Here is a 13,608-nt window from a genome sequence, read left to right on the forward strand (position 1 = left end):
CCGGCACATGCCCGTGCACCACAAGGGCTCGTACCGCGCGCACGGGGGCGCGTCAGCGCACGGACGGCCTCAACACCCCGGCGGCAGCGTCTGTTCGAACCACACGGACTTGCCGCGTGCGGTGCGCGCCGCGCCCCAGCCGGCGGCGAGCCTGCTGACGATGCGCATCCCGCGCCCGAACTCGTCGTCCGCTCCGGCCTCCAGCAGCACCGGCATGGTCGGCTCCTCGTCCGACACCTCGCACTGCAGGGCCCGTCCGGCGCGTACGAGCCGCAGCCCGATCGGCCCGCCGCGGGCGTGCCGTACGGCGTTGGCGACGATCTCGTCGACGAGCAGCTCCGCCGTGTCGGACGCCTCGGCCAGCCCCCAGTCGGCGAGCTGCGCGCGCACCAGCCGGCGTGCGTGCCGGGCCTCCTGGGGCGCCGTGCCGAGCTCCCAGACGGCGACGTCGGAGCGGGGGATGCCGCCCAGGCGGGCCATCAGCAGGGCCACGTCGTCCTTGCGCCCGGCGCCGCCGAGTGCGCGGATGATGGTGTCGCAGGCGTCGTCCATGGACGCGGCGGGGTGCGCGGCCGACTCGCACAGCGCCGCCAGCCGTACGCCGATGTCCTCGCCCCGCACCTCGATCAGCCCGTCGGTGCACAGCACCAGCCGGTCCCCCGGCCGTACGCCGAACGACACGGTCTCGAAGGGCACGCCGCCGACCCCTATGGGCGCGCCGGTCGGTACGTCCAGGAGCTCGCTGCCGCCGTCCTCCGCGCGCACGAGCACCGGCGGGATGTGCCCGGCGTTGGACATGACCAGCGTGGACTCGACGGGGTCGTAGACGACGTACAGACAGGTCGCCAGATAGTGCTCGCCGAGCCGCTGCGCGAGGTCGTCGAGGCTGCGCAGCAGTTGCGCGGGCGGGAGGTCGAGCGCCGCCATCGTCTGTACGGCGGTGCGCAGCTGGCCCATCATGGCCGCCGAGTTCAGGCCGTGGCCCATCACGTCGCCGACCACGAGCGCCGTACGCGAGCCGGGGAGTTTGACGGCGTCGAACCAGTCGCCGCCGATCCGGCCGAGGCGGGTGCCGGGCAGATAGCGGGTGGCCACGTCGCAGCCGGCCATCCGGGCGTCGACGCGCGGCAGCATGCTCTCCTGGAGGGTCTCGGCGACGGTCTCCTGGTGCGTGTACATGCGCGCGTTGTCCAGTACGAGCCCGGCGCGCGCGGCGAGTTCCGCGCCGGTGACCCGGTCCATGTCGTTGAAGACGAGGCGGCCGGGGTGGCGCAGCAGGATCATGAAGCCGAGGACGACGTCGCGCGCCTTCAGCGGTACGACGAGCATGGAGCGCCCGTTGATGAGGGGGCGGATGTCGCGCTTCTCGAACTGGGCCGCTATGCGGTTGCCCATCTCCTCCGAGATGCGCGGGACGAGCACCGGCTCACCGGTCGTCATGCACTGGAAGAACGGCGTCTGGACGGGGAAGGGCATGGCCTCGCCGACAGGCACCACGTCGTCCCAGCGGCCCGGCGCGTCGGTGTGCTCGACGGCGACCCGGTGCCACATCGTCGTGGCGTCCGGCGGGCCGTCGGGGAACCCCTCGCCGGCGACGACCTGTTCGCGCAGGTATGTGCCGGCCACGTCGGTGAAGCGGGGGACGACGGCGGCGCTCACCTCGTGGATGGTGCGGGCGAGGTCGAGGGAGGTGCCGATGCGGCCGCTGACCTCGTTGAGGAACTCCAGGCGTTCGCGCACCGCCGCGTACTCGAGGTCCTGCTCCGGCTCGGCGGGTCCGGTGACCGCAGTCCGCTCGGCGGGTCCGGTGCCCGGCACCGCGTCGGTGTCCGCCGTCCGCTCTGCGACCGCGTGTCCGTGCCGTTCGCGGCGGGCTGCGCGCAGCGGCACGCCCCAGTCGGGGGTGACGGGGACGCGGTGGTGGAGGCTGATCTCCAGGACGGGATAGCCGAGTTCGAGCATCTGGGCGACGACGCGGCCGCTCTCCGCGGGGCTCATGCTCGGCAGGATCTCGGGCAGGCGGCGGGCGAGTTCCGTCGCGTCGGGGAAGTCGGTGTGGAGGGCGAAGCCGGGGGCGATGCGCTCGCCGTCCGTCTCGACGCCGGCGATCTGCGCGGTGTCGGCGGCCAGCACGAGCAGCCGTCCGGTGCCCGGTCCCACGAGCGGGTACGCCCACCAGAGGATGTCGCCGGCGCCCCTTCCGGGTGCGGCGATCCGGGCGCGGCCCGTCCTCGGGTAGCCCGAGAGGGCGCCCCGCAGATCCAGCTCGGGGCCGAGTTCGCCGCTGCCGTCGTACGCGCCGCCCGCCGCGGCCCGTTCGTGCGCGTGGTCCTCTCCCCTGGAGACGGCGAGGGCTCCGGCGACGGGCAGCAGATCGGCGGCGGACGAACCGACAGCTTCCTCACGGGTGGATCCGAACAGCCGTCGCGCACCCGAACTCCAGTGCGTCACCAGGCCGCTTCCGTCCACGACGACGACACCGAGCGGAACCCGCCCGGGCACCGTCGAGGCGTCCGGGGGCGTCGTACGCGTGCCTGGGGCCATGGCCCGGCTCCTTCAACGCATGAACTCAGGTCCTACGGAGGGACGGTTTCCCGATACCCACCGTAGTCCCGGCCGCGACCTCCGAGGGAGGCAAACGGTCAAACCCCGGGGGGAACAGGGGTGGCCCGTCAGTCTTCGTGGCCCAGCTGCAGATCGCGCTCCGTCCTGCCGCCGCCCGCCAGCCGCAGCACCGTCGCCACCGGCGGGTAGCCGGCGGCGATCACCGTGTACTCGCCGGACGCGAGGTCCACGAACCGGAACACTCCGTCCGGTCCCGTCGTGCCCGTGTCCACGACGTTGCCGCCCGCGTCGAGCAGCGTCACGCGCGCGTCCTCCACCGGCCGCCCGCCGCTCCCGCGGACCGTCCCGCGCAGCACCGCGCCGCCGGCCAGCTCCACGTCCTGCCGCGTCTCGCGCGCCGCCTGCACGCTCACCGGCAGGGCCGCCGGCCGGAACGAGGGCGCGCTGGCGGCGAGCGTGTACTCCCCGGCCACCAGCTCCGCGATGGCGTACGCCCCGTCCGCGGCGCTGCGGGTCGAGGCGACGACCTCCCCGCGCGCATCCGTCAGCGTGACGTTCGCATCGCGCAGCGGCGTGCCGTCCGCCGTGGTGATCCGTCCCGCCAGCCTTCCCGCGCCCCCGAGGACCAGGTCGATCTCCACGGGCCGCTCCCCCACGGTGACCGTGACGGCATGCGGCTGGTGCCCGCCGGCCGCCGCGATCAGCGTGTACGAGCCGGACCCGGGCGTGCTCAGCGCGAACCGCCCGTCCTCCGCGCTCGCGTCGCGGCCGATCTGCCGCCCTTGTACGTCGATGAGGGTGAGCGCCGCCCGCGGTACGGAACTGCCGTCCGCGTGCTGCACGGTGCCGCACACCGGCACCCCCATCCGCGCCGGGGCCGCGACGGCCACGGTGACGCCCCCTCCGCGCGCGGAAGGGATGGCGGCTGTCTCGTCGTACACCGGGGTCTCCGGGAGGTCGTGGGACACGAGTGGTTTCTCCTTCAGCCAGAAGGCAATCAGCAGCCCGATCAGGAGCACGGGCACCAGATAGAGGAAGATCCGGGGCATCGCCTCGGCGTAGGCGCGGATATAGCCGTCGCGGACCTCGGCGGGCAGCGCGCGGACCATCTGCGGGGTGATCGACTCGGCGTCCGGCAGGGCCCGCCCCGGCGTCCGCGGCACCTCGGCGGCCAGCCGGTCGGCTAGTCGGTCGAAGAAGAGCGTGCCGAAGACGGCGGCGCCGACGCTGCCGCCGATCTGCCGGAAGTAGTTGTGCGCGCTGGTGGCGGAGCCCAGGTCGGCGGGCGGCACGGCGTTCTGCACGGCGAGGATGAGCACCGGCAGCACCATGCCGATGCCGATGCCGAGGACGGCCATCCAGACGCTGTAGGTGACCCGTTCGGTGTCGATCCGCAGCAGGGACAGCAGCCACATGCCGACCGCGCTGACGGCGCAGCCGAGCACGGGGTAGACCTTGTAGCGTCCGGTGCGGGTGATCAGCTGCCCGCACACGATGGAGGCGACGACCACGCCGCCCATCATGGGCAGCATCAGCAGCCCGGACTCCATGGCGGTCGCGCCGTCGACCATCTGCAGGAAGGTCGGCAGATAACTGGCGGCGCCGAAGAGGGCGATGCCGATGACGGCGCCCACGAGGCTGGTGGTGTTGAAGATGCCGTTGCGGAACAGCCGCAGCGGGATGAGCGCCTGCGGCGCGAACCGTTCGACGACGAGGAACAGCACCCCGGTGACCAGCGCCCCCGCGCCGAGCCCGAGGATCATCCGGTCCGTCCACTCGTACTCCACGCCGCCCCAGGTGGTGAGCAGCACCAGGCAGGTGGAGGCCGCGGCGAGCAGCAGCGCGCCGAGGACGTCGAGGCGGGGACGGGCGGTGGGCTTGGGCAGCCGCAGCACGACCGCCACGACGGCCAGGGTGAGCAGGCCGAAGGGCACGTTGAAGTAGAAGCACCAGCGCCACGACAGGTGGTCGGTGAAGAACCCGCCGAGCAGCGGACCGGCCACGGACGCCAGCCCGAAGGCGGCGCCGATCAGACCCATGTAGCGGCCGCGCTGCCGGGACGGCACGATGTCCGCCATGATCGCCTGTACGCCGATCATCAGCCCGCCGCCGCCGACGCCCTGTACGGCGCGGAAGGCGATGAGTTCGTCCATCGACCGCGACCAGCCGGCGAGTCCCGAGCCGACGACGAAGACGACGATGGCGAAGAGGAAGACGCCCTTGCGCCCGAAGAGGTCGCCGAGCTTGCCGTAGACGGGCATCGCGATGGTGGCGGCCAGCAGATACGCCGTGATCGCCCACGACATCCGGTCCAGGCCGTGCAGTTCGCCGACCACCTCGGGCAGCGCGGTGGCGACGATCATCTGCTCGAGCGCCGCGAGCAGCAGCGCGAGCATCAGCCCGAGGAAGACGAGGCGGACCTGACGCGGCGAGAGTCCGGCGGCGGACCCGGGGGGCAACGCGCCGCCGGGCAGTGGGACGGGGGACTCGTCCACGACGGCGGCAGCCGTGTGCTCGTCGTTCGTCATCAGGGTGGTCCCCACCTGTCACTCCCCGTCGTCCCGCCATGGCCGAAGGCCATTTCTCGCATCGGGCGACAACAACGAGCAAGTGCGTTCAAACCACTCCGCGGTGGTCACCGAGGGCGGTACGGGAGGCGGGCGCGGGCCTCTCAGCTGGGGGTTCACGCCGGAGCGCGCGGGGCGGGCGTTCACACACCCGCCCCGCCGAATCCACCCGATCCGGTGACCGGATCAACCGGCCGTCCGGGCTACTCCGGCCGGGGCGCCGGCCGGACAGTCGGCTACTTCGCCATCTCCCGGGCGAGGTTGTCCAGCAGCTCGTCGTAGATGCGGGCGAGGCCCTTCGGGGCGAAGGTGCGCTCGAAGAAGCCGCCGATGCCGCTCGCGCCGTCCCACACCGTGGTGACGACGACGCGCGCCCCGCCGTCGCCGGCAGGAGTGACGACCCACTTCGTCACCATGCTGGAGTTGCGGTCCTTCTCGACGAGCTCGCCGTCCGTCGGCTCGCTGGCCTCGATCAGGCAGTCCCGGACCCGCTTCTTGGTCGCCTGCAGCTTCCAGCGCACGACGGTGCCCTCACCGTCGCCGCCCTCGCGGATCTCGTACGCGCTGTAGTTCGCGGGCAGCACCCGCTGCCGCGCCCCGGCGTAGTCCGCCAGGGCATCGAAGACGTCCTCGGGCTTGGCGTCGATGACGCGCTCAGTGGTGGCTTCGACCTGTCCCATGGGCCCAGCCAACCACCGCGCGGGGACGGGCGCCAAATCGCCCCCCGGGGTGCGGGGCGCGTCGCAGGTTCACCCGAAAGTGGACTCGACGGGAAGGGAACAGCTGTTCTATTCTCGGGCGGAGCGACACTGGAGGTCCGCATGAGGTGGGAGAACCTGACGAACGACGAGTCCGGGGAGCAGCGGCCGGCGGCCTCCCCCGCGGCCCTGTTCGGCACGGGGGCGGTGATACGCCGCTTCGACACACCCGAGTTCCGCGGCATCACCTTCCACGAGATCCGCGCCCGCTCGATCATCAACCGCGTCCCGGGCGCCTCCCGGATGCCCTTCGAGTGGACGGTGAACCCGTACCGGGGCTGCTCGCACGCGTGCGTGTACTGCTTCGCGCGCAAGACGCACAGCTATCTCGACCTGGACACCGGCCTCGGCTTCGACTCGCAGATCGTCGTCAAGGTCAACGCCGGCGATCTGCTGCGCCGGGAGCTGGCGGCCAAGCGCTGGCACGGCGCGCACATCGCCATGGGCACGAACGTGGACTGCTACCAGCGGGCGGAGGGCCGTTACGCCCTGATGCCGCGCATCCTGGCCGCGCTGCGGGACTACGCGAACCCCTTCTCGATCCTGACCAAGGGCACCCTGATCCTCCGCGACCTCCCCCTGCTGAAGGAGTCGGCCCAGGTCACCGAGGTCGGCGTGGCCGTCTCCGTCGGCTTCCTCGACCAGGAGCTGTGGCGCACCGTGGAGCCGGGCACGCCGGCTCCGCAGCGCCGCCTCGACGTCGTACGCACCCTGACCGCCCACGGCATCGGCTGCGGTGTGCTGATGGCGCCGGTGATCCCGTTCCTGAGCGACTCGCCGGAGCAGCTGCGCGCCACCGTCCGCGCGATCGCCGCCGCGGGCGCCACGTCGGTCACGCCCCTGGTGCTCCACCTGCGCCCGGGCGCCCGGGAGTGGTTCATGGCCTGGCTGGCGGAGCACCACCCGCACCTCGTCCACCGCTACCGCACGATGTACGCGGGCGGCAGCTACGCGCCGACGTGGTACCAGCGGCAGATAACGCGCCAGGTCCACGAGTTCGCCCAGGAGGCGGGCATCGGCCCGTCGGGCCGGGGCGCCGCCCGGCGCATCCCGGTGCCGGAAAGGACGGCGGACGCGACGGCGGATGCGACGGCGGAGCCGGAGGAGGCCACGCAGCTGACGCTGCTCTGAGCGCCCGCTACGACAGCGAGTAGTTGCCCGTGGCGACCGCCCGGCCGCCCCGCCCGGTGCCGTCACTCGTGATCGTCCGGACATACACGATCCGCTCGCCCTTCCTGCCGGAGATCCGCGCCCAGTCGTCCGGGGTCGTGGCACTGGTCAGGTCCTCGATGGCCAGGATCTCCTCGGCGGCCGCCCGAAGCAGGTCCTGGACCCGCAGCCCGAGCGGCTCCCCGCTCTCCAGATGCCTGGTGATGAGGGCCAGTTTGGCCCGGTCGACGATGTTGCGGATGGTCGCCCCCGAGCAGAAGTCCTTGAAGTACAGCAGCTCACGCTCACCGTTCTCGAACTTGACCTCCAGGAACTCGTTCGCCGGCTCCTTCGCGTAGAGGTACTCGACGAGCCTGCGCATCATGTTGTCAAGGGCGGCCGGGGCGTCTCCGCCGTGCACCCCCAGATCCCCGGGGTGGACGGGCACGTCGGGCCCGAGATGCCGCGACAGGATCTCCCGCGCGGCCGCCTCGTCGGGCCTGGCGACCCTGACCTTCAGGTCCAGCCGGCCGGGGCGCAGGATCGCGGGGTCGATCATGTCCTCGCGGTTGGAGGCGCCGATGACGATGACGTTCTCCAACCCCTCGACGCCGTCGATCTCGGCGAGCAGCTGGGGGACGATGGTGTTCTCCACGTCCGAGCTGATGCCAGAGCCGCGGGTGCGGAACAGGGAGTCCATCTCGTCGAAGAAGACGATGACGGGGGTGCCCTCGGAGGCCTTCTCGCGGGCCCGCTGGAAGACGAGGCGGATCTGGCGCTCGGTCTCGCCGACGTACTTGTTGAGAAGCTCGGGGCCCTTGATGTTGAGGAAGTACGAGCGGCCCGCGGCCTGCCCGGTCACCTCGTGGACCTTCTTGGCCAGGGAGCTGGCGACGGCCTTGGCGATCATGGTCTTGCCGCAGCCGGGCGGACCGTACAGGAGGATGCCCTTCGGCGGCCGGATGCCGAGGCGCCGGAACAGCTCCGGGTGCAGGTAGGGGAGTTCGACCGCGTTGCGGATGCGCTGGATCTCCTTGTCCAGGCCGCCGATCTCGCCGTAACCGACGTCCGGGACCTCCTCCAGGACGAGGTCCTCGACCTCGCTCTTGGGGACGACCTCGTAGGCATGGCCGGAGCGGGGCTCCAGCAGCAGGGCGTCGCCGGGCCGGATCACGGTGTCCAGCAGCGGCTCGGCGAGCCGCACCACGCGCTCCTCGTCGGCGTGCGCGAGGACCAGGGCCCGCTCGCCGTCCTCGAGGACCTCCTTGAGGGTGACGATGTCCCCGGCGCGCTCGAACTCCATCGCCTCGACCACGTTGAGGGCTTCGTTGAGCATCAGCTCCTGACCGCGCTTGAGGTCGTCGGGATCCAGACTCGGGCTGACGTTCACCCGGAGCTTGCGGCCCCCGGTGAAGATGTCGGCCGTGCCGTCCTCATTGGCCTGCAGGAACACGGCAAAGGTGGCCGGCGGCTGCGCGAGCCGGTCGACCTCCTCCTTCAGGGCCACGATCTGGTCGCGGGCCTCGCGGAGGGTGCCTGCCAGCCGCGCGTTCTGCGCGGCCACGCCCGCCAGTTCGGCCGTCAGCTCACCCACCCGCTCCTCCAGGGCCGCCATCCGCGGTTCCTCGGGCCCGGGCTCCGGGACGGACCGCTCCCCGCCCGCTGCGGACGCGCCCTCCCCCGGCGTACGGCTGTCGCTCATTTCGCCTCCCTGTGGCGCAGCACGGCGTCCAGGGAATCCTCGAGCTCCTCGCGGAACGGGACGGCGCCCCGGACCCGCAGGTCGGGATCGCGGAACAGCATCGACAGGACGACGACGTCCCACGGATTGCCGTCGGGGACGAACCCCCGGCTTCTGCTCTCCCGGGTGAGTTCCGCGAGGCTGTCTGATTCCTGGGTGGTGGATTTCATCAGATCGGCGAAATCCCCCAGGGTCTGCGCCCCGGCGACGGACGTGAGGGAGAGCAGATTGTTGAGCGAGAAGTCGGACGGGGACTCCGGCACACCGTGCGGCTGTTCCGTTACGGAGAATCCGGCGCGTTCGGCGACCGCGACGACTTCGTCGACGGGCAGCCTTTCCCTGCTCGCGATCACCGAATCGAGGTCGAGGGGCAGTGCGCGCCAGTCCTCCGCGGTGACCTGGTGCTCATAACCGGCGCGAATCGCCTCCACCTCGGACCGGAACGCCCCGAACAACTCGTCACCCGTTTCCAGGAGGGCCGCCACCCGGAACAGCTTCCTGCGGACTTCGGCGGGAACGGCGTTCTCGGTCTTGTAGTCCAGGGCATGGCTGATCACCCCCCAGGCATGCTGCAGTACCGTCCTCACCTGGAATTCGATGCGCAGGTCCGCGAAGGCCCGGTACTCGATCAGCTCGCGGCGCCGGTCGGGTAACCGCGCGATGAGATGGAGGCTGCGATAGCCGAAGGCGTCCGGTGAGGACGCCTGACGGCTCTCCTCCTTCAGGATCTCGAACTCGGCGCGGAGCATGTTCCGCACGCGCTGGATGTCGTCCAGGTAGAACGTGACGACTCTGACGCCGCACAGATCCTCGATATCGGACAGGGTCCGGTAGCCCGGGTGCCGGTCGAGTTTCCCGAGGACGCTCGCGGGCTCCTTGGCGCGCGCCTCGACCGTCTGGATCTTCATCCCGTGCTGTTCGCAGAAGTTCTGCGTCAGATTCTTCAGGGTGACGGCGAACTGCTGGTAGAGCGGATAGGCACCTTCATAGGATTCCAGCGCTTTGGTGCGCGGAATGTCGTCACCGAACATGGATTCGCCCCCCGGCCCAGTCCGCTCCCGCAGTCGGCGGTACGGTAGGTACGACTGCGGTGAGAAGCAGTGTGGCACAGCGGTGCGCGCGGCGAGGCGTGTTGGAGCAGCGGACGCCCCCGCCGCCGAAAGGGCCGGGGCAGGACCCTCAGGCCCCCAGCACGCCGAAGGACTTGCGCAGGAGGTCGAGGAACAGCTCCGGGTCCGGGCGGTCCGGCTCGGTCCGGTCGGCATGGGCGAGCAGCGCGCTGCGCATCGCTGACACCGCCGCCCGCGCGATCACCGCGGCCCGCAGGTCCGCGTCCTCGTCACCGGCCGTGTCCCCGCCGATCGCGCCGGCCGCGTCCTCGCGCCCCCCGATCGCCCCGCCCCCGCGGAGGCGCCCGCGCACCGCCTCCGCGATGCCGTTCTCGAACTCGAAGAGCACCGGGAGCGCCGGCCGCGTCGGCGTCCCCATCATCCGGGCCGGCGGCCCGGTGAAGAGGATGGCCAGGCCCGAACCCCGTGCGTCGGCGAGGGCCAGCAGCGTGCCCAGGATCGCCGTCTGCGGCGGCTCCGCCGCGGGACGGCCGCGGATGCCCTTCACGATCAGGGGCAGCAGGTCGAACAGCTCCCCCAGGACCAGGTCCTCCTTGGACGGGAAGTAGCGGAAGAACGTCCGCTCCGTCACCCCGGCCGCGGCCGCGATGTCCTTGACCGTCGTCCGCTCGAAGCCGTGCTCCTCGAAGAGCAGCAGGGCAGCCTGCTGCAGCGCCTGCCTCGTCGCCGCCTTCTTCTGCTCACGCAGTCCCGTCGCGCTCACGCAGGCATCTTCCCATGCCTCCCGCACACACCCGTCAGCGAAAGTGTCAGCACTGACACTTTTCCGCTAACGTGTCAGTCGTGACATTTTTCGGTACGGCCCTACGCCGCCGCCCTCTCCTGCTGCTCGGCGCCCTCGGGCTCGCCGTCTGCCTGGCACTGGTCGCCGAGGTCGCGGCCCGGTCCGTGGTCGCCGGACGGATGGCGGACGGCGCGGAGCGGCGCCTGAAGGTGCGGCCGGAGATCCGGTTCGGCACCTCACCGGTGCTGCTGCACCTCGCCGAGGGCGGCTTCCCGGAGGTCGGCGTCAGCGGGCACGACGCGACGTTCGGCGACTTCTCCGGCATCTCCTTCGACGCCCGCCTGTCCGACGTCGAGCGGCGCGACGACGGCGTCTCGGTCCGGCGCAGCTCCGTACGGGCGGACGTCGGCGCCGACGCCCTCGGCGCGGACGCGGGCGCGGTCGTGGAGGCCGACCCCGGGGCCGGTGTGCTCGTCGCGCATGCCGGACCGGGCGGCCTGGTACGGATCCCGCTCACCCCCGCCCTGGACGGCACCCGGATCGAACTGCGCCCCGGCGAGCCGACCTTCGACGGCACCGCCCTCCCCCCGCTGCTCGCGGACCGCGTCACGGAGCAGGCCGCCCGCACGATCCCGCTCACCGGTCTGCCCCTGGACCTGCGGCCCCGCTCCCTCTCCGTCACCGAAGACGGCCTGCGACTGCAACTGACCGGCGGACCCGCGCGGTTCGCGGTCTGACCGGCGTACCCGAACCCGAGAACACGTACCGGACCCACCCTCCAAGGAGCACTTCCCCATGGCCACACTCCTGTACCGCCTCGGCCGCGCGGCCTACCGGCGCCGACGCGCCGTGCTCGGCGGCTGGCTCGCCGTGCTGGCGGCCGTCGCGAGCTGCCTGTTCGCGTTCGGCGGCGAACTGGACAACGAGTTCACCATCCCCGGCTCGGAATCCCAGCAGGCCCTCGACTCCATGGCCCGCACGTTCCCCGAGGCCTCCGGCACCAGCGCGCAGATGGTCTTCGCCGCCCCCGAGGGCCACCGGATCACCGAGGAGCCCTACGCCTCCGCCGTCGGGCGGACGATGGCCGAGGCGGCGAAGGCGCCGCAGGTGGCCGCCGTCGTGGACCCGTTCCAGGTGAAGGCCGTCAGCCCGGACCGTACGGCCGCTCTCGGCCAGGTGCAGTACACCGTCGCCAAGGACGACCTCGGCGAACACTCCCTCGACGCCCTGGAGGAGACCGCGTCGGCCGCGCGGGACACCGGGCTGACGGTCGAGGTGGGCGGCGCGGCCTACACCAACCAGCCGCAGGAGGGCGGACACGCCAAGGAGGCCGCCGGCGTGGTCGTGGCCCTGGCGGTGCTCGCCCTCACCTTCGGCTCGCTGTTCTCCGCCGGCATCCCGCTGGTCACCGCCCTCACCGGCGTCGCCGTGGGGCTGCTGGGGCTGCTGGCGCTGACCGACGTCGTCTCCGTGTCCAGTACGGCGCCGACGCTCGCGCTGATGCTGGGCCTGGCGGTCGGCATCGACTACGCCCTGTTCATCCTCTCCCGCCACCGCTCCCAACTCGCCCACGGCATGGCCCCCGAGGAGTCGACGGGCCGCGCCACCGCCACCGCCGGCAGCGCGGTGGTCTTCGCCGGGCTGACCGTCGTGATCGCGCTGTGCGCGCTGGCCGTGGTAAGGATCCCGTTCCTCACGGTGATGGGACTGGGCGCCGCCGGCGCCGTCCTGGTCGCGGTGGCCGTGGCGCTGACGCTGCTGCCCGCCCTGTTCGGCCTCGCGGGCGAACGGCTGCGGCCGAAGCCCGGATCGCGGGCCGAGCGCCGTGAGACGGCCGACTCCAGCGGCGGGGAGCGATGGACGCGACTGGTCATCAAAAAGCCCCTGGTCACGGTCCTGGTGGTGGTCGCCGCCCTGGGCGCGGTCGCCGTACCGGCCCGCGATCTGCAGCTCGCGCTGCCCGACAACGGCACCGCGGCCGCCGACACCACCCAGCGCCGGGCGTACGACCTGATCGACGCCCGTTTCGGGGCGGGCGCCAACGGCCCGCTGCTCGTCCTCGCCGAGGAGTCCACCCCCGAGTCGGCGCGGACGCTCGCCTCGGACCTCGGCGGGCTGCCCGGTGTCGCGGCCGTGTCGCAGCCGCAGCTCGACTCCGCCTCGGGCAGCGCCCTGATCCAGGTGGTGCCCGGGACCGGCCCCTCCGACGAGCGCACCACGGACCTGGTCCGGGAGATCCGCGACCGGGCGCCGGCGTGGGAGGACGGCTCCGGCTCCCGTATCTCGGTGACGGGCTCGACGGCGGTCAACATCGACGTGTCGGACCGGCTGGCCGACTCGCTGCTCCCGTTCGCCGGGATCGTCGTCGGACTGTCGCTGCTGCTGCTCCTGCTGGTGTTCCGCTCGGTGGTCGTGCCGGTGAAGGCGGCGCTCGGCTTCCTGCTGTCGGTCGCCGCGTCGTTCGGGGCGGTCGTGGCGGTCTTCCAGTGGGGCTGGGCGGCGGATCTGCTGGGCGTGGAGAAGACGGGGCCGGTGGTGAGCTTCCTGCCGATCATCCTGATGTCGGTGCTGTTCGGACTCGCCATGGACTACGAGGTGTTCCTCGTCTCCCGGATGCGCGAGGCGTACGTCCACGGGGCCCCGCCCCGTCAGGCGGTCGTCTCCGGCGGCCGGCACGCCGCGCGCGTCGTCACGGCGGCCGCGCTGATCATGTTCTCGGTGTTCGCGGGCTTCATCCCGGGCGGTGACGCGATCTTCAAGCCGATCGCGTTCGCCCTCGCCCTCGGTGTGCTGGTCGACGCGTTCGTGGTGCGGATGACGCTCGTGCCGGCCGTGCTCGCCCTCACCGGCCGGGCGGCCTGGTGGCTGCCGCGGCCGCTGGCCCGCCTGCTGCCCGAACTGGACGTCGAGGGCGAGAAGCTGGCCGCCGCGCAGCCCCCGGCACGAGAGGCCGCCGAGCCGGTCGGGGTGTGAC

9 protein-coding genes are annotated in these 13,608 nt (G+C 72.2%); 3 read left to right on the top strand and 6 right to left on the bottom strand.

Annotated features, from left to right (window positions below; genetic code table 11):
• Positions 1-69 precede the first annotated feature (69 nt).
• From AB0M28_RS04410 to AB0M28_RS04420, 3 genes are all read right to left on the bottom strand, one after another.
• Positions 70-2,544: a SpoIIE family protein phosphatase gene (locus AB0M28_RS04410; RefSeq protein WP_365397544.1), complete on the bottom strand. Its 2,475-nt coding sequence runs from the start codon at positions 2,542-2,544 to the stop codon at positions 70-72.
• A gap of 128 nt (positions 2,545-2,672) precedes the next feature.
• Positions 2,673-5,093 carry an MFS transporter gene (locus tag AB0M28_RS04415; RefSeq protein ID WP_365397784.1) on the bottom strand — a complete coding sequence of 807 codons (2,421 nt, stop codon included), beginning with the start codon at positions 5,091-5,093 and terminating at the stop codon, positions 2,673-2,675.
• Positions 5,094-5,368: 275 nt separating this feature from the next.
• Entirely contained in the window at positions 5,369-5,812 is a 444-nt protein-coding gene (locus tag AB0M28_RS04420; RefSeq protein ID WP_365397546.1) for an SRPBCC family protein, read from the bottom strand.
• A 141-nt stretch (positions 5,813-5,953) separates the two neighbouring features.
• On the opposite strand from AB0M28_RS04420, the gene AB0M28_RS04425 reads away from it, so the two are divergent.
• Positions 5,954-7,021: an Rv2578c family radical SAM protein gene (locus AB0M28_RS04425; protein WP_365397549.1), complete on the top strand. Its 1,068-nt coding sequence runs from the start codon at positions 5,954-5,956 to the stop codon at positions 7,019-7,021.
• A gap of 7 nt (positions 7,022-7,028) precedes the next feature.
• Here the strand turns inward: AB0M28_RS04425 and arc are convergent, their stop codons facing one another.
• From arc to AB0M28_RS04440, 3 genes are all read right to left on the bottom strand, one after another.
• On the bottom strand, positions 7,029-8,741 hold the full coding sequence (arc, locus tag AB0M28_RS04430) for a proteasome ATPase (protein ID WP_365397552.1): 1,713 nt from the start codon (positions 8,739-8,741) through the stop codon (positions 7,029-7,031).
• Positions 8,738-9,811: a hypothetical protein gene (locus AB0M28_RS04435; RefSeq protein ID WP_365397555.1), complete on the bottom strand. Its 1,074-nt coding sequence runs from the start codon at positions 9,809-9,811 to the stop codon at positions 8,738-8,740. Before AB0M28_RS04435 ends, arc begins: the two co-directional genes overlap by 4 nt.
• A 148-nt stretch (positions 9,812-9,959) precedes the next feature.
• Positions 9,960-10,613 (bottom strand): TetR family transcriptional regulator, encoded by a 654-nt coding sequence (locus AB0M28_RS04440; RefSeq protein ID WP_365397557.1) that lies wholly within the window; start codon positions 10,611-10,613, stop codon positions 9,960-9,962.
• Positions 10,614-10,693: 80 nt separating this feature from the next.
• On the opposite strand from AB0M28_RS04440, the gene AB0M28_RS04445 reads away from it, so the two are divergent.
• Both AB0M28_RS04445 and AB0M28_RS04450 read left to right on the top strand, forming a co-directional pair.
• A complete protein-coding gene (locus tag AB0M28_RS04445) occupies positions 10,694-11,371 on the top strand; it encodes a DUF2993 domain-containing protein (RefSeq protein ID WP_365397560.1) in 678 nt (225 codons plus the stop codon).
• A 58-nt stretch (positions 11,372-11,429) separates the two neighbouring features.
• Positions 11,430-13,607, top strand: coding sequence for an MMPL family transporter (locus tag AB0M28_RS04450; protein ID WP_365397563.1), 2,178 nt, complete (start codon positions 11,430-11,432; stop codon positions 13,605-13,607).
• Position 13,608 lies beyond the last annotated feature (1 nt).

This window comes from Streptomyces sp. NPDC051940 (assembly GCF_040680895.1).
Taxonomy (GTDB): Bacteria; Actinomycetota; Actinomycetes; order Streptomycetales; family Streptomycetaceae; genus Streptomyces.